At 55.0% G+C, this 16,636-nt stretch carries 15 protein-coding genes; 10 read left to right on the top strand and 5 right to left on the bottom strand.

Annotated elements, in window-relative coordinates; genetic code table 11:
• Nucleotides 1-29 precede the first annotated feature (29 nt).
• Nucleotides 30-872, top strand: a complete 843-nt coding sequence (locus RJ53_RS06865; protein ID WP_211530886.1) for a deoxyribonuclease IV — start codon at nt 30-32, stop codon at nt 870-872.
• On the opposite strand, the gene RJ53_RS06860 is transcribed toward RJ53_RS06865, so the two are convergent.
• Nucleotides 869-2,119: a hypothetical protein gene (locus RJ53_RS06860; protein ID WP_211530885.1), complete on the bottom strand. Its 1,251-nt coding sequence runs from the start codon at nt 2,117-2,119 to the stop codon at nt 869-871. The two genes, RJ53_RS06865 and RJ53_RS06860, sit on opposite strands and share 4 nt — an antisense overlap.
• 94 nt (nt 2,120-2,213) lie before the next feature.
• Here RJ53_RS06860 and endA point away from each other — a divergent pair, with 94 nt between their 5' ends.
• The 4 genes from endA to pheT are packed head-to-tail and all read left to right on the top strand — an operon-like array spanning nt 2,214 to nt 7,537.
• The gene (gene endA, locus RJ53_RS06855) at nt 2,214-3,215 is read left to right on the top strand and encodes a tRNA-intron lyase (RefSeq protein ID WP_211530884.1); all 1,002 of its coding nucleotides are present in this window, start codon (nt 2,214-2,216) and stop codon (nt 3,213-3,215) included.
• 11 nt (nt 3,216-3,226) lie between these two features.
• On the top strand, nt 3,227-4,480 hold the full coding sequence (locus RJ53_RS06850; RefSeq protein ID WP_211530883.1) for a tryptophan--tRNA ligase: 1,254 nt from the start codon (nt 3,227-3,229) through the stop codon (nt 4,478-4,480).
• 3 nt (nt 4,481-4,483) lie between these two features.
• The gene (gene pheS / locus RJ53_RS06845) at nt 4,484-5,920 is read left to right on the top strand and encodes a phenylalanine--tRNA ligase subunit alpha (protein WP_211530882.1); all 1,437 of its coding nucleotides are present in this window, start codon (nt 4,484-4,486) and stop codon (nt 5,918-5,920) included.
• A gap of 3 nt (nt 5,921-5,923) precedes the next feature.
• The gene (gene pheT, locus RJ53_RS06840) at nt 5,924-7,537 is read left to right on the top strand and encodes a phenylalanine--tRNA ligase subunit beta (RefSeq protein WP_211530881.1); all 1,614 of its coding nucleotides are present in this window, start codon (nt 5,924-5,926) and stop codon (nt 7,535-7,537) included.
• Nucleotides 7,538-7,542: 5 nt separating this feature from the next.
• Here pheT and hisF read toward each other — a convergent pair whose 3' ends face one another.
• Nucleotides 7,543-8,349: an imidazole glycerol phosphate synthase subunit HisF gene (gene hisF, locus RJ53_RS06835; protein ID WP_211530880.1), complete on the bottom strand. Its 807-nt coding sequence runs from the start codon at nt 8,347-8,349 to the stop codon at nt 7,543-7,545.
• Nucleotides 8,350-8,445: 96 nt separating this feature from the next.
• Between hisF and RJ53_RS06830 the strand changes: the two genes are divergently transcribed.
• Nucleotides 8,446-9,669, top strand: a complete 1,224-nt coding sequence (locus RJ53_RS06830; RefSeq protein WP_211530879.1) for an adenosylhomocysteinase — start codon at nt 8,446-8,448, stop codon at nt 9,667-9,669.
• A gap of 5 nt (nt 9,670-9,674) precedes the next feature.
• On the opposite strand, the gene RJ53_RS06825 is transcribed toward RJ53_RS06830, so the two are convergent.
• Nucleotides 9,675-10,517, bottom strand: coding sequence for a DNA-3-methyladenine glycosylase family protein (locus RJ53_RS06825; RefSeq protein ID WP_211530878.1), 843 nt, complete (start codon nt 10,515-10,517; stop codon nt 9,675-9,677).
• Between the two features lie 2 nt (nt 10,518-10,519).
• Nucleotides 10,520-12,646, bottom strand: a complete 2,127-nt coding sequence (locus RJ53_RS06820) for a hypothetical protein (RefSeq protein ID WP_211530877.1) — start codon at nt 12,644-12,646, stop codon at nt 10,520-10,522.
• A 41-nt stretch (nt 12,647-12,687) separates the two neighbouring features.
• Here RJ53_RS06820 and RJ53_RS06815 point away from each other — a divergent pair, with 41 nt between their 5' ends.
• Nucleotides 12,688-13,284 carry a hypothetical protein gene (locus RJ53_RS06815; protein ID WP_211530876.1) on the top strand — a complete coding sequence of 199 codons (597 nt, stop codon included), beginning with the start codon at nt 12,688-12,690 and terminating at the stop codon, nt 13,282-13,284.
• Between the two features lie 4 nt (nt 13,285-13,288).
• Here RJ53_RS06815 and RJ53_RS06810 read toward each other — a convergent pair whose 3' ends face one another.
• The gene (locus RJ53_RS06810; RefSeq protein ID WP_211530875.1) at nt 13,289-13,471 is read right to left on the bottom strand and encodes a hypothetical protein; all 183 of its coding nucleotides are present in this window, start codon (nt 13,469-13,471) and stop codon (nt 13,289-13,291) included.
• A gap of 140 nt (nt 13,472-13,611) precedes the next feature.
• On the opposite strand from RJ53_RS06810, the gene RJ53_RS06805 reads away from it, so the two are divergent.
• From RJ53_RS06805 to RJ53_RS06795, 3 genes are read left to right on the top strand one after another with little or no spacing between them, the layout of a single operon-like run.
• Nucleotides 13,612-14,901 carry a phenylacetate--CoA ligase family protein gene (locus tag RJ53_RS06805; RefSeq protein WP_211530907.1) on the top strand — a complete coding sequence of 430 codons (1,290 nt, stop codon included), beginning with the start codon at nt 13,612-13,614 and terminating at the stop codon, nt 14,899-14,901.
• Nucleotides 14,901-16,202: a phenylacetate--CoA ligase family protein gene (locus RJ53_RS06800; RefSeq protein ID WP_211530874.1), complete on the top strand. Its 1,302-nt coding sequence runs from the start codon at nt 14,901-14,903 to the stop codon at nt 16,200-16,202. The genes RJ53_RS06805 and RJ53_RS06800 overlap by 1 nt, the downstream gene beginning before the upstream one ends.
• The gene (locus RJ53_RS06795; protein WP_394357506.1) at nt 16,202-16,633 is read left to right on the top strand and encodes an ACT domain-containing protein; all 432 of its coding nucleotides are present in this window, start codon (nt 16,202-16,204) and stop codon (nt 16,631-16,633) included. The genes RJ53_RS06800 and RJ53_RS06795 overlap by 1 nt, the downstream gene beginning before the upstream one ends.
• Nucleotides 16,634-16,636: the final 3 nt, after the last annotated feature.

Raw genomic sequence — 16,636 nt, 5'->3', positions numbered from 1 at the left:
TTCATCTCTTTCAGGAGAACACCTTCTGCATGGTATGTGTCGGTGTCCATGTCTCGATCGCCGGATCGATCGATCGTGCCGTCTCGCGTGCTGTTGGGAAGGGATGCGATACCTTTCAGATCTTCTCCCGAAATCCGCGTGGATGGCAGTATAAACCTCTTACAGACGACCTGGCAACCGGCTTTCGGGAGGCATGTGTAACGGCAGGCATCTCCTCTCCTGTTGTTCATATGCCGTACCTCCCGAATCTCTCCTCAGAAAAGGATGAGATCTACAGGAAATCCGTCGAAAGTCTGGGGGTGGAGCTCTTGCGGTGTTCGCAGCTTGGGATTCCCTACCTGGTAACCCATCTTGGCCATCATGGTATATCCGGAAAACGGGTTGGGCAGAAGAGGGTTGTTGATGCGATCAATACCGCTCTTCATGCGACTGATCCCGGTGTTGCCCTTGTCCTTGAGAACACTGCCGGAGAGAAGAACTCAGTCGGGAGTGATCTCGAAGGGCTTGCAGCGATCATTGGAGAGATCGAGGATCAGAAGAGGATAGCCGTCTGTTTTGATACCTGCCATGCCCATGCGGCAGGGTACGATCTCAGATCAGAGGAAGCGGTCGGGGCAACCTTCGAGCTCTTCGATGAGGTTGTCGGCCTCGATCTCCTCTCCATCATCCATCTTAATGATGCAAAAGGGCTGCTCGGGTCCGGGCTTGACCGGCACGAGCATATCGGTCTTGGTGCCATCGGGGAAGAGGGGTTCCGGGCCATCCTCCACCACCCCCGGCTCCGGCATCTCCTCTTCATCATGGAGACGCCGGAGGATGATCGCCGGGATGATGTTGGTAATATTGCAGAGGTCCGGAGGCTCGCAGCCTAACGCCCTTCTCTTCTCCGGAGCCATACTGCTGCACCGGAGAGGCCGAGTGCGGCGGTGATGAGGGTGAATCCTGCCGCCCCGGCAGGTTGTGGCTCTTGTGGTACAAGGGAGGGATCAAAGACGAGGAGCCATCCATCCACCCCGCCGGTGTGGCGGGACCAGCCGCCGACCGCAACCGATCCATCCGAGAGCGGTGCAATCGCTGTGAACCGTCCGTCAGCATTAAGGAGCCGGTGAGAGGATGTCACCGAACCATCGGCCTGGATTGTAAGGATGAGAGGATTGCCCGGTCCCGTTGCCCCGGCGATAAGGAACTCATCTCCATAGGGTGTAACCCGGTACGCGGCATATCCCTGAAGCTTCTCCTCCCAGAGAAGGTCTCCATCGGAAGAAACACCAAGAGCCCATGCCTGCCCCTCCTGGAATCCGTATGGCATCGTTCCTCCCGCAAGAAGATAGCCATCACTCATCTGCGTGATGGCAAAAAGAGAACGATCTTCATAGGTCTCTCTCCATTCGACCTCTCCATCCGCTCTTATCTTTGTGAAGTGACCATACTGAACAGATACTGCTGTGCCGGGATCGCCAGTGTTCCCGACGATGACGTATCCTCCATCTCCTGTCTCAAGAATATCATGAACAGCAACATCAGGGTACTCTGTTCTCTCAAGGAGTGTCCCGGTGAGATCATATCGGGAGAAGAACCCGCTGACCGCTTCAGGGTCCCCGGCAGGCGGCCATGTCCATCCGACGAGGATGATCGCATCATCGTTAATGAGGATTGCGGCTGGGGCATCGCCGGGAAGTTCTTCCCGCCAGATGACGGCTCCGTCATCCTCTGTCATCTGAAGATACCCGGAGCCGGTTATTGCGGCAATCGGGCTTTCCGGATGCACCCATTCATCCAGTGATGCCGAGATGATACGGCCGTCATCAAGCGCCTTTATTGCAACGATCCGGCTGCCCGGATAGAGCTCATGCCATTGCATCTCACGGTCTGTCCCAGTTCGCATCAGGAAGGCGTTCTCATCGGTATTCTGGACGGATGTGTATCCTCCGAGGATGAGAGTGCCATCCCTGCTCTCTTCAATGGCAAAGATATCAGTATATACCCCGATTGCGTAGGTCTGGTTCTCTCTCTCATGGATGAAGAGATCACCGGCCGATACCGGTCCCGGCAGTGCCAGGAGAAGCACTGAAAGGAGTGCAATCAATCCGATTCCCTGTAGAGACGATCTGGCGTACATAGTATCACGATCCAGAGTAAATATTGTGTTTTCCTTTGAAAGCATTTCTCATCTGCCGTGTTTTTATCTCGGATAACCGCCTATACCAGAGGTAGTGAAGGCGACATACGATGGAACAATGATTCATATTGGGGCTGAGGGGAAGTCTCTCTATGAGCAGGGCGGGTATGGGCGCCCGACTGCGGCAGGGCTTGACCTCTCTCCTGAAGAGGCGCTCTATCTCCTCCAGAGAGGCAAAATCGACCCGGTCGGGTTTGATTTCGACTCACTTCTCCGGAAGTCCGCAGAGAAGAAGAATTTTTTGCGTTCATTTATCGTCTACCGCGATATCCGTGAACGTGGGTATGCAGTACAGGCCGGTCCCCATGACTTCAGGGTCTTCCGGCGCGGCCAGAAGCCGGGGAAGGGGACAACCCAGTACCTCGTCCGTGTCCTCTCGGAACGCGATCCGATCATCTTCTCATCACTCCTTCGTGAGGTGGCAACGGCTGAGAATATGCGGAAGAATTACCTCCTTGCCGTCGTCGATGATGAGGAGGAACTGACCTATTATGATCTCAGATTCCATCGCCCAAAAGCAAGGGATGCCACGCCTCTCCCTGAAGGTATTGAAGGTATTCCTCTTGGAACACAGGTGATCGTTCATGGTGAAGGTGGCGATCAGCTACAGTCCCAGTGGTATGGAACCCGGCTCGATCCGGGCCGCCTCCTTCTCTCGCCCCCTGAGGCCCTGTATCTCCTCGACACCGGGGTGCTCCTCTTCAACGGCGGCTCAACCGATCGTGATACATATTATGCCTCTGCCCTCTCCGGCGATACCGAACTTGTTGAGAAGCTCCTTGTCTATACGATGTTACGGAACCTCGGCTTCACCCCGCGTACCGGATACAAGTTCGGTCACCACTTCAGGGTCTATACAGAGAGTGACCGCCACTCCGAGATGCTCGTCCATGCGATCCCTGATGGCGCAGAGCTTGCAATAAGTACCATCTCACGATCTGTCAGGATGGCGCATAGTGTCAAAAAGAAGATGTTGTTTGCCTGTGTACAAAGTGACGAGATCGTGTATATCGAATTTGCACGGATAAAATTGTGAGAGTACCCCCTATGGATTCTGTGATCAACCCCTGGTCAAGCACACCTGCTGTTGATATCGATCGCCTCTTCTCGGAGTTTGGTATCGAACCTGTTGAAGCTGAGGCATCTGCCCTCTCTTCACCGCCTGCATTCTTCAGGCGAAAGATCGTCGTCGGCCACCGTGATTATGCTCCGATTATTGAGGCGATCACTACCGGATCACGCTTCAATGTGATGACCGGATTTATGCCATCCGGCTATCCCCATCTTGGACACCTGATGGTGATGCGTGAGGTCGTCTGGCATGTTGAACAGGGTGGATCGGGTTTTATATCCATCGCAGATCGGGAAGCGCATGCGGTCCGGGGTCTTTCCTGGGATGATTGCAAAAAATATGGCGCTCTCTATCTTGAATGCCTCTATGCACTTGGATTTGAGGGAACCGCCTATTACCAGAGTGAGAATGAGGTGCTTAAGGATCTCGCTTTTGAGGCTGCAATAAAGATCAACTTCTCGGATCTTCAGGCGATCTATGGATTCACGCAGGAGACCTCCCTTGCGCATGCTGACTCGGTTGCGACACAGGTTGCGGACATCCTCTATCCCCAGGTCGTCTCAGGGCCTGCCCCGACGGTTGTTCCCGTCGGGATCGATCAGGATCCGCATATCAGGCTCACCCGGGATATTGCCCATAAGATGCGATGGTTCACGGTTCTGGATCAAGGGGAATATATCAGTGTCAGATCCAAGAATGCACCTCTCCATGCCATGGATGCCGTCGAAGAAGCATTTCCGGGATCGAAACGGTATGAAGGGCATCTCGATATACCTGGAGCAGATATTTTCCTTGTATCGGAGCAGGTTCGGCAGATTGAGGCTGCAAACGGAGGGTATGGGTTTATCTCCCCCTCCTCAACCTACCATAGCTTCATGAAGGGCCTCCAGGGTGGAAAGATGTCAAGCAGCATCCCCGACAGCCTCTTCTTCTTTGATGAAGCGATCCCTGACGTCAAAAAGAAGGTGATGGGATCCCTTACCGGTGGCAGGATGACAAAAGAGGAGCAGGTAAAATGTGGGGGTGAGCCGGATGGCTGTCCGATCTATCTTCTCAATCTCTTCCATATGGTCGCAGACGATGATGAACTGCTTGAGATCAGATCGGCATGCCTCGGAGGCTCACTTCTCTGTGGTACATGCAAGAAGGCAACATTTGAGCGGGTAAAGGAGTTCCTTGCTGACTTTAAGGAACGGCGGGAGTCTGTCCGGCATATGGTGACGGAGTGAATTATGGAGTTAACGGTAAATGAGAAACGGCTCCTCCTCATCCTTCAGAAGCATACTTCAGCTGATGCGGAGGTGCTTGCGGATGAGCTTGCGGCAGACCCCGGTTCTGTGGTGCAGTGGGCTCATCTCGCCGCAGGCAGGGATCTCGTTCGGATCATGCGTGATGTCCGTGAGAGATATCATCTGACGGAAGAAGGGGAGTTGTATGCACAGGAGGGCCTCCCTGAGCGGCAGGTCATAGAGAGTATCGATGGTGAGATTCCGATGGGAGAGCTCTCCCGCCATCCGCTTGCAAAGGTGGCAATCGGGTGGATGCGGAAGTACGGGTGGATCCGGATCGAGGGGGGGATCGCAAAGAAGGCCGCTTCCATCCCGGAGACGGATGATGAACGGGCGCTGCGGGCTATTGCCTCCGGTGAAGATGAGACCCCCGGCATTGGCGATCTGAAATCCCGTGGCCTTGTCGCCATCTCCGAGGAGGTCCGGTGGAACATCTCCATCACCCCGAAAGGAGATGAAATCGTCAGGAAAGGCCTTGATCTCCGCCCGGAGATCGGAACACTGACCCGTGAGCAGATCCTCTCCGGATCATGGAGAGACGAGTCCCTCCGCCGCTACAGCCTTGCCACCCCGCCACGGCGGATCTATCCCGGCAAGATCCATCCATACCGCAGGATTCTTGACGAGGTCCGGACACTTCTTCTTGAGATGGGCTTCTCGGAGTTCTCAGGGGATATCGTCCAGAGTGCGTTCTGGAACTTTGACGCTCTCTTCCAGCCACAGGATCACCCGGCACGAGAGATGCAGGATACCTTCTATCTTGATGTCACCTCTCCGCTCCCGGATGGGTGGGAGAAGATACGCGATATGCATGAGCATGGCGGGGCAACCTCATCGACCGGCTGGGGTGGAAGATGGAACCCTGAGAAGGCACGAGCCTCGGTCCTCAGGACCCATTCGACGGCTCTCTCGATCCAGTATCTCGCCGCGCACCCGGAACCGCCGGTGAAGGCCTTCTCGCTCTCCCGGGTCTACCGGAGGGAGTCGATCGATCCGACACATCTCGCCGAGTTTGAACAGCTTGAAGGAATTGTGATGGATAATGATGTCACCTTTAATAACCTCCTCGGCTTTTTGAAGGAGTTTTACCATCGGATGGGCTTTTCAGATGTCCGGTTCCGCCCCGCATACTTCCCGTATACCGAACCGTCCGTCGAGCCGGAGGTCTGGGTCGATGGACTTGGATGGGTTGAGCTTGGCGGTGCCGGTATCTTCCGTGAAGAGGTGACCGCACCGTTTGGGATCACACAACCGGTCCTTGCATGGGGCCTTGGTATCTCCCGTGTTGCAATGCTCAGGCTTGGACTCTCTGATCTTCGCCAGCTCTATAAGAGCGATATCGACTGGGTGCGTTCAACCCCGTCATACAGGAGGAGCTGAAGCATGGCGATTATAACACTGAACTATGAGTATCTTGAACGGCTCTGCCGGACCGATCGTGAAACGATCCTTGCGGCAATCCCGATGATCGGATCGGATATCGAGCGCCTCGAAGAAGATCACGCCGATGTCGAGTTCTTCCCTGACAGGACTGATCTCTACTCGGTTGAGGGGGTTGCCCGGGCAATGCGTGGATTCCTCGGGATAGAGACCGGCCTTCCCGACTACCCGGTCGGCGAGTCGGGGATCACCTTCTCCATCGATCCCGGTCTTGTCGGGATCCGTCCCTGCCTTGGATCGGCAGTTATCCGTGGCCTCTCCTTCGATGAGGCATCGATCGAGTCGCTCATGGCGCTTCAGGAGGCGCTCCACTGGGCGATAGGACGGGGACGATCGAAGGTGGCGATCGGGGTGCATGACCTCTCGACGGTCACGCCGCCATTCCGGTACATCGCCTCTCCACGCGACCGCCGTTTCGTCCCCCTCGATGAGACCCGTGAGATGACGATGGAGGAGATGCTGACCGACCATCCGAAGGGAAGGATGTTTGCGGGCCTTGTTGCAGACTTTGACCGGTTCCCCCTGATCGTGGATGCGGAGGATGCCGTCCTCTCGTTCCCCCCGATCATCAATGGTGAGCTGACCCGGATCACCGAAGAGACGACCGACATCCTCCTTGATGTCACCGGAACCGATGAGCGGGCGGTTGAAAAGACCGTTTCCATCATCTGCACGGCCCTTGCCGAGGCCGGCGGCAGGATAGAGTCGGTGACGATCGACGGGGTTTGTTGCCCCTCCCTTGCACCTGTTGAGCGGACCATCGATGCAGATGCCTGTGCCCGGCTGCTTGGCATTCCGGTAACGAGGGATTCGATCATCCCCCTCCTTGAGAAGATGCGGTTTGGTGCAGAGCCCCTGAAAGGGTCGTCTGTCCGTGTGACGGTTCCCTGCTACCGGGCAGATATCATGCATGACTGGGATATCTTTGAGGATGTGGCGATTGCATGGGGGTTCAATCACTTCTCCGGCGACCTCCCCCCGACCTTCACGATAGGGAAGGCCGATCCCGCAATGGAGCTTGCCCGCATCGTCTCAGAGGTTGCGATTGGTCTTGGCTACACCGAGGTGATGCCGTTTACCCTGACGAATGAACGGGTCAGCTATGAGTATATGCAGCGGCCGGTTTCTGATCGTGCCCTGAGGGTTCTCCATCCGATCTCTCTTGAGAATACCATGCTCAGGACCGATCTCCTCCCCGCGCTCCTTGAGATCCTCTCAGCCAACAAACACCGTGAACTGCCGCAGCGGATCTTCGCGGTCGGAGATGTAAACGATCATACACTGACCTATCAGAAGGTGGCAGGCGCAGCAACGCATCCGGGTGCCGACTTCTCGGAGGTGTATGCAACCATCGATGCCCTGCTGCGTGAATGTGCGAGAGAAACGAGCATCGCCCCCTCTGAAGATCCCGCCTTCCTTCCCGGCCGGCAGGGAGCGATATGTATCGGATCAGAGGTGGTGGGATCATTTGGGGAACTCCACCCCGATGTGATCCTCGCCTTCGACCTGGAACACCCGGTCATCGGCTTTGAGCTCGATCTCCGGTCATTCCTCTGAAATCTTTATAGCCGCACAGGGACGCCCTTTGCGGCAAGATACTCTTTTACATCTTTTATTGTATATTCCCCGAAGTGGAAGACGGATGCGGCGAGGCAGGCATCTGCCTTGCCATACACAAACCCGTCATAAAAATGCCCGAGTGTACCGACCCCTCCGGAAGCGATGACCGGAATACTGGTTGCAGACGCGATCGCCTCGGTGATCGGGATATCAAACCCCTCCTTTGTCCCGTCCGTCTCCATCGATGTCAGGAGAATCTCGCCGGCACCCCGCTCTTCTCCCTCTTTTGCCCAACGTATCGCATCGATACCTGTCGGTCTGCTCCCGCCATGGGTGACGACCTCATACCAGCAGGTACTCCCATCCGGGAGCCTGATCGGGTTTGTTCCTTCTGCCTCCTGAAAATTCCGCCTCACATCCATCGCAAGGACGATACACTGGGTGCCAAATGCCGCCGCCCCCTCGGAGATGATCGCCGGATTCTGGACCGCCGCAGTATTGATGGAGACCTTATCTGCACCTGCCCTGAGGATGGCGGTGATATCATCGTTTGTCCTGATACCACCCCCGACGGTGAGGGGGAGGAAGAGCTGGTCCGCAGCCCTGGAGATGAGATCAATGATCGTCTTCCGGGCCTCTTTCGATGCGGTGATATCGAGGAAGACCACCTCGTCTGCCCCCTGTTCATTGTATCGTGCCGCCAGTTCGACCGGATCGCCCGCATCCCTGAGGTCCTCAAAATGTGTCCCTTTCACGACCCGTCCGTTCTTCAGGTCGAGGCAGGGGATAATTCTGCGTGTTAATGCCATCACCAGATCATAGGGCGCATCCTCTTATCAAGCGTCTGTTCCCATCGGGATTGATTAAGAGATCCTGCGTGCATAGTGGTAGTACAGGGGTACAGTATGCAGACAGGTGAAGAGAAGATCCGCTGGGCGGAGCAGTATATGCCGGTTCTCAGGGAGATCCGGGAGCGTTTTATCAGAGAACAGCCATTCGAAGGGATCGTCATCGGGATGGCACTCCATGTCGAGGCAAAGACCGCCATCCTTGCCCGGACACTTGCAGCAGGTGGTGCAGAGGTGCATATCACCGGCTGCAACCCGCTCTCGACCCAGGACGATGTGGCATCAGCCCTCTCAGGAGGGACGATCCACTGTTATGCGAAACGTGCCTGCTCGCTTGAGGAATATTATGAGGCAATCGACAAGGTCCTTGATGCGCGCCCTTCAATCACCATCGATGACGGGATGGATCTCATCCACCGGCTCCATACAGGCAGGCGGGATATCCTCCCCGGCGTCCTCGGAGGGTGTGAAGAGACGACGACCGGGATCCACCGGCTCAAGTCGATGGCAGCGGAGGGGAAACTCCGGTTCCCGGTGATCGCCGTTAATGATACTCCGATGAAGCACTTCTTCGATAATGTCCACGGTACCGGTGAGAGTGCGCTTACTGCCATCATGGCGACGACGAATATTCTGATCGCAGGAAAGCACATAGTCGTCGCCGGATACGGGTACTGCGGCCGGGGTCTCGCAACGAAGGCACGGGCACTCGGTGCACGGGTCATCATCACCGAGATCGATCCCCGCCGTGCCCTCCAGGCCCATTTTGACGGCTTTGAGGTGATGACGATCAGGGAGGCATCCCGTATCGGCGAGCTCTTCGTCACCACAACCGGAAATATTGGTGTCCTGAAAGAAGCGGAATTTGGTCTGATGCGTAATGGTGCGATCCTCTGTAATGCAGGCCACTTCAATGTCGAGATCGATATCGGGTATCTTGAGACGCACGCCGATACGATCAGCCGCCGGGACGGGATCGATTCGTATACCTTCAGTGACCGGACGCTCCACGTTCTTGCAGAAGGCCGGCTCGTGAATCTTGCCGTTCCAAAGGGGATGGGTCACCCGATCGAGGTGATGGATCTCTCCTTTGCCGTCCAGGCACTTTCGACGGAGTACATGGTCAGACATGGAAAGAACCTCATCCCTGGTGTTCATGATGTCCCAACAGCAATCGATGAGGAGATCGCCCGGTTAAAGCTCGCTTCACTTGGATGCAGTATCGATAGCCCTACCGCTGAGCAGGAGGAGTATATGGCCTCCTGGGATGCCGGAACATAACCATCTCACTTTTTTATCATCTGACTCCGTGCCGCGAAGAGATACTCCTGTGCGTATCCGGCATGGGGGCCAAAGATGGCCCGTGCCTGATCTGCGATTCTGTCATAGCTGTACCGCTTCCCCTCCTCAAGGTAATGGGTCCGCATGATGCGATCGATCCAGACGTCAACCGGAACCGCTTCAAATCGGTGAAAAGCGAAGAGGAGGATGCAGTCGGCCACCTTCCGCCCGACACCCGGATACCTCATCAGCGCTTTTCTGGCATCCCTGTATTCGAGATCGGCGATCTTTCGGTCCCAGCCAGGCTCATCCCTGATCATCCCTGCCGTCCCGCAAAGGAAGCGGTCCCGGTACCCGACACGGCAGCTCCGGATGTCACAGAGTGGAGAAGATGCAAGAACACCTGGTTGTGGGAAGGTATAGTGTCCGGATCGGATCTCCTCGCCGAACCGTTCACAGAGGAGGCGTATCCGGGTGCGTATCCCGGGAATGTTCGCAAATGTTGCAACGATATATGACGCGGTACACTCCCAGGCCGGCTGGCGGACGATCCTCAGACCATAAGCATGCCCGACTGCAGAAGCAAGAAGGGGTTCATCAGGAAATCCTGCAAGTATTGCCTCAAGATCCAGATCGAGATCAAAGTACCTGATGATCTGATCCTCAGTGGTACCTGCAAAGTGGAGATCTCTTCCCTCCTGCCGTATCCTCACCACCTCGTCTCCAAGGATGCCACACCACCAGCGGCCGATCTTTTCGAACCGGAAGACCTGGCCGCAACCAAGTGTTATATCGAGATCGAAGGGGAGTGCCGATCCTTCAAGGGTGAGTATTCTGCATTGCTCCATCGTTACTCACCGCTGATGAGCAGAAGGCGTTTCATTGTCTGATAGACCTCGTCATTCTCCTCCTCAAACTCCGGCGATGCCTCATAATGGTACGATATCCAGCGAACGCTCCTTCCGTCGATTCTGTTATAGAAGTACCATGCAGGCGCTCCGGTCTTTGGATGTCTCTCCAGCCGGAAGAGTGGGAGGAGTTCGAGCGGCTCCGAACTCCCCTGCGCATGGAGGTACACCTTCCCGGTATCAAGCGGGATACGTGTCTGAAGATGAATCGTCCGGAATCTGGAGCGGGATCCCATAAGTGCATCAGCTTTGTAGGTGAAGATCCCATCACGATACTCTCCTGATCCGGGAATTACAAGGGTTACATCGGTAAAATGATCCCGTACAATCCGCTGGTATCTCTTCAGATACTCTTCAAGCGTTGCCAGTCGCTCTTCATATCCTGCAATACTTACGATGCCCCCATGGCCTTTCCAGTCATTTCTGAGATCCGCAACCTCGTCAAAGAGAGTGAAGAGACGTTTATCGGTGATAAGATCGATGAAGCCGCGTGGCGGGTTACCGAAGAGTGCCATTATCTCGTCGCGCTCTTCCGGTGATGCAAGCCTTTTTCTGACGAATCTCCCCGTCCTCCTGCAGAGGATGATCCAGCTCCGGAATGTCGCATATCGATAGATATCACGAAACTCAGGGTTCTCGTCAAGAAGGTCGATCTCTTCGGTTTCTGTGAGGGGAGCAATCCCTGATATGAGGATGAGAGAGAGGAACTCAGCAGATGCTTCGAAGAGGTGGAAGAGATGGTTCTGCTTCTTCTCAGGAGAATCTTCGGCAATGTATGCCCAGATGATGGAAGCAAGTGGAAATGGAAGGGTCTCTGTCCATTCATGGAGTCCATCCCCTTCCATCAGGTTTTTCATCCTTTCGAGAGCAGAACGGGATGAATGTGGATGGTTGAGGAGATCTTCTCCGATAGAATCGAGCTTCTGTTTCAGTGATTCGATCTCGCCATGGATTCTGAGCACCTCAGCCTGCACCTGTGGGGCTGGAAGATAGATTGTAGCAAGGGAGAGCGTCTCACGGAACCGGCTGATATCTCCTGCCCTGCGTGCTATCAGCTCCCGGATGGCATGGCCGAGTGGTGTGGTGAAGAAGAGGATGAGGTACCCGGGATCGACGGCATCCGGCCTGAGGAGGATACATGCGGTTTCACCGGGTGCAATGGCGATATCCTCATCTCTGGTAGCTGGTGGGATTGCAGGAGAGTAAGGGAGATAGAGTCGCCTGCCTGCATCCTGTGGCAGCCCGCACGCCCCTATTGTAATCGATCTGGCAAGGCCGGAGAAAGGAACCGCTGCTGTGCCCTGCTCCTCGGCAAGCTTCTGTACCTCGTCCTCAAGGAGAATCTCTCCAAGGCTCCGGAACACAAACGGGCTGATGAATCTCCCATGTTGTGCCGTCTTTCCCTCCGTTCCATTCAGAAGATTCTGCATCAGGATCTCCTGCCGCCCGTCTTCAGGGGAGAGTTCTCCTGCCATCATCCTTCCCTCCTCTCCCTGCCGGATGATGACGAGGAGACGCCTCCTCCCGGCGACGGGGGGGAAGACTCCGCGTGGAAGGGAGAATGCTGCCTGTGGAAAGAGTCCGTGCTCTTTCAGGATGCCTGCATTCTTTCCGCCTGCAAAGAAATCTGGATCAGTGATGCAGAAGAGCACCCCGTTATGGGAGAGGAGTCCCCCTGCCCGGATCAGCATAGCCGTTCTCTCCTCATTGTCCGGGTTGATGATCTGCTTCTCCTGAACCCTGGCATCCATGGCTGGATCCGGTCTTTCAATGGGTGGAACTGCAATGATGAGATCAAATCTCTCATTGCAGCCGGAGAGAACCTCGTCTGTACCACCCTCGATGAGATGCACGCCTTCCCTCTCCGGGTGACCGGCATGCTCTGTGATCGCGACCAGCCGGGTCGCTCCTATCTCGTCAAAGAGTGGCAGATATGACCCAAAATCCCCAACCCATGGTATGAGGACTGATTGATATCCTCCGGATCGGGTGTATCGTGCAATAAATCTTCTGATGGCCTCTGGGAGCTGAGCTCTCTCTTCTTTTATCCTATCACCCCCTTTCTCCATGACAAGAATCCTTATCTGCTGATATGCCAGAAGGTTCAGGCATGGATACTCGTGCAATCGTCGTCGTTGCCATTGCGGTCATTCTTGCGATCTCTCTGGCAGTGTATACCGGGATGATACCACTCCCGGGTGATCGTGATACAGATCCCGCGGCCGATCTCTCTTCCACATCAACACCTGCTGATACAGATCCGAATGACACTCCGGAGCCGGCTGCGGTTTCTGCACCTGGCGGAATACGCACCATCTCTGCCATGGTGATCTGGGCAGAGCCTGCAGATCTTGGAGGGTTTGGTGATCTGGATGGCCTGGTCGTTAAATACAGGTTCTATGACGGAAATAATCGCCATGTCACCTTTGATGGATCCTCCGTCTCGATGGAGGTAAGCGTGTACACCCCGGATATCGATCGCCGCGGCTTCCGGATATCTCCACGCCTTCTGTACCGGGGGTTTGCGACCATCAGCCGCTCTCTGCCTGAAGGGGATTTCCCACTCCGGGGAATCTGGATTCCTTACCATGAACTCTCCTTCAACGAACAGGATCGCGGTATCGGAAGGATTCATGTCAAGGCCATGTTCCCGGATGGGACTTCCGTTAAGGCAGAGGAGTGGTATATCTGGCCTGTGAGACGATAACGTCTCACTCTTTCATGATTAAAACCCCGATAATGGCAAGGAAGATGCCAATAAGGAGGGCGATGATTCCAAGTGACCCCTTCAATACGGTGATAACATCGGGGAAATACATGAAGATACCATAGGCTCCAAGTGCTATCAGAACCAGTCCTGCAATAAGACTGCCGAATCCTGCTTTATCAACCATAGTAATCACACTCTCTTTTTCCTAACCTGTATATCAAGTATTGCCAGGGAAATGTACCTGCCGTGTGCCATGTCAGCATCTGACAAAGTCTATTGCATTATAGTACACACAAATGAGAAGAGGTAATGACAGGGATGGCCATGTTCTGGGATAAAGAGAGAGAGACTCTTCGGGGGAAGCGCCTTGAAGAACTCCAGGCAAAGCAGCTGAGATGGACGGTATCGCTTGCAGAGAACGTCCCCTTTTACCGGGAAAGGCTTCGTGAAGCCGGTATATCCGCTGATGACATCAGAAGCACCGATGATCTTTCGCGGCTTCCATTCACAAAGAAGACCGATCTCCGGGAAGGGTATCCATTCGGTTTCTTTGCGGTTCCTCGCCGGGAGATCGTACGAGTCCATACGACCTCCGGAACGACCGGTAAGCCAACGGTTGTCGGCTATACACAGCGCGATATTGATACCTGGTCGGATCTTATCGCACGAAATCTGACGATGGTCGGCCTGACCGCAGACGACACATTCCAGAATGCAGTGAACTATGGTCTCTTCACCGGCGGCCTTGGATTCCATTACGGAGCAGAACGTACAGGGATGATGGTCGTTCCGAGCGCGACAGGAAATACAAAGCGCCAGATCGAGATGATCCAGGACTTCGGGGTGACAGCTCTTCATTGTACCCCCGGATACGCGCTCCATATCACCGAAGTCATTGAAGAGATGGGCGTGACGCTTGATTCACTCAGGATTGGCTGTTTTGGAGCGGAAGCATGGTCTGAAACGATGCGGCATGAGCTTGAGACCCGCCTCGCCATTGATGCCTATGACAGCTACGGGATGAGCGAGATGTACGGCCCCGGCGTCGCTTTTGAATGTACCGAGAAGCATGGCCTGCATATCTGGGAGGACTGCTATCTCCCGGAGATCATCGATCCTGCGACCGGTGAGACGCTTGGCCCCGGCGAGAAGGGTGAACTGGTCATCACATCCCTGTCAAAGGAGGCGATGCCGATGATCCGGTACCGTACAGGTGATATCACCATGTTCATCGAGGATGAATGCCCATGCGGGCGGGGGCTGCGGATCGCACGTATTATGGGGAGGAGTGATGATATGCTTGTTATCCGGGGGATCAACGTCTTCCCCTCGCAGATTGAGCATGTTCTCCTCGGAATTCCGGAGGTGGGCGATCAGTTTATGGTATATATCGACCGGGTACACCATCTTGATGAGATGACGATTGATGTTGAGATGAACCGCTCTGCCTTCTCAGGCGAACTCGGCGACCTTGTCGGTCTTCAGAAGCAGATACAGCAGAGGCTGCAGGAAGCCCTCTCCCTCAGGACGAGCGTCAGGCTTGTTGAACCCGGCTCACTCCCACGGTTTGAGGGGAAGGCGAAGCGTGTTATTGACCGGAGGGGTGATCTCTGATGCACTGCTGGGATCCACGGATTGAGACGATGCCGAAGGAAGATCTCCAGAAGCTCCAGTACAGGCTCCTCAAGACACTCGTCTACCGGTTGTACAGTTTCTCCGAGTTCTATCATCGGCGGATGAAGGAGGCGGGTGTGCATCCGGATGATATCCGGACCCTCTCGGATATCCGCCTCCTCCCGTTCATGTATAAGCATGATCTCCGGGATAACTATCCAAACCGGATCTTCTGTGCACCCCATGATGAAGTCGTCCGCTACCATGTCTCCTCCGGAACGACAGGGAAGCCGACTGTCGTCGGGTACACCCGCAAAGATCTCGATCTCTGGACGACATCGCTTGCACGTGCACTCACTTCCTGTGGTCTTGGGCGGGGGGATGTCATCCAGGTCTCGTATGGGTATGGTCTCTTCACCGGGGGCCTTGGCCTCCATTACGGGGCAGAGCGGATCGGTGCGGCCGTCCTCCCGACGAGTGTCGGCAATACCGAACGGCAGATCGAGCTGATGCAGGATCTGAAGGCGACCGCCATCGCATGCACACCATCATACCTGATCCATATCGGTGAAGCGGCAGAACGGATGGGTATCTCTATCAAAAACGATACCGATCTCCGGTCAGCGATTATCGGTGCGGAACCATGGTCCGAGTCGATGAGGACGCGTATCTATGAGACGATGGGTGTCAAAGCGTACAATATCTATGGTACAAGCGAGATATCCGGCCCGATGTTCTCTGAATGCACTGCCCAGCAGGGTATCCATATCTGGGGGGATATCGCGTATCCTGAGATTATTGATCCTGTAACCGGTGAGGTTCTTGAATCTGGAGAGTCGGGTGAGCTCGTCATGACCGTCCTTCAGAAAGAGGCTCTTCCGATGATCCGGTACCGTATAGGGGATATTACCCGGATTGATGACGAACCCTGTGCATGTGGCAGGACACATCCACGTATTCAGCGGATTACCGGCCGTGTCGATGACATGCTGATTATCCGTGGTATCAACGTCTTCCCCTCAGCCGTCGAACATGCACTCCTTGGGATTCCTGAACTTGCAGGTCATTTCCTCATCGAGGTTGACCGGAAAGGCTCGCTTGATGATATGATCGTCAGGGTTGAGGTTGCCCCCGAAGCATTTAGTGATCGAATCAATGATCTCATCAACATCAAAAAGAAAGTGGAACATACACTCAAGAGTGCCCTGAATGTGGCTGTTGTTGTGGAGCTTGCAGAACCGGGATCGCTCCCCCGGTTTGAGGGAAAAGCGAAACGTGTCATCGACCGGAGGGTTATCTGATGCAGGAAGAGTATATCATCAAACAGATCTCCGTCTTCTCGGAGAATAAACCGGGGAGGCTTGCTGCCATTGCAGAAGCCCTCCAGAAGAGCAATGTGAATATCTTTGCCTTCTCAATCGCAGAAGCGAGCAGTTTCGGCGTTGTTCGTGCACTCGTGGATACACCTGAGACTGCGCGTTCTGTTCTTGAAAAGCTTGGGTTTGCTGTCCAGTTCACTGATGTGATTGCGGTCCGGATGAAGGATGAGCCGGGTGGTCTTCATCAGGTTGCCCGGATTCTCGGTGATGCCGGCATTAATATTGAGTATGCGTACGCCTATTCCGGCAGGGAAGCTGCAGTGCTCATCCTGAGGGTGAGCCAGGCGGGAGAGGCGATCTCGAAGATTCGGGCAGCAGGCGGCTCTCTCCTTCGGGAGAGCGATCTTAGTTGAACC

The sequence above is a fragment of the Methanocalculus chunghsingensis genome, from assembly GCF_018132105.1.
GTDB classification, from domain to species: Archaea; Halobacteriota; Methanomicrobia; order Methanomicrobiales; family Methanocorpusculaceae; genus Methanocalculus; species Methanocalculus chunghsingensis.
The sequence above is the reverse complement of the archived record's forward strand: the minus strand, read 5'-3'. Positions and strand labels throughout refer to the sequence as shown.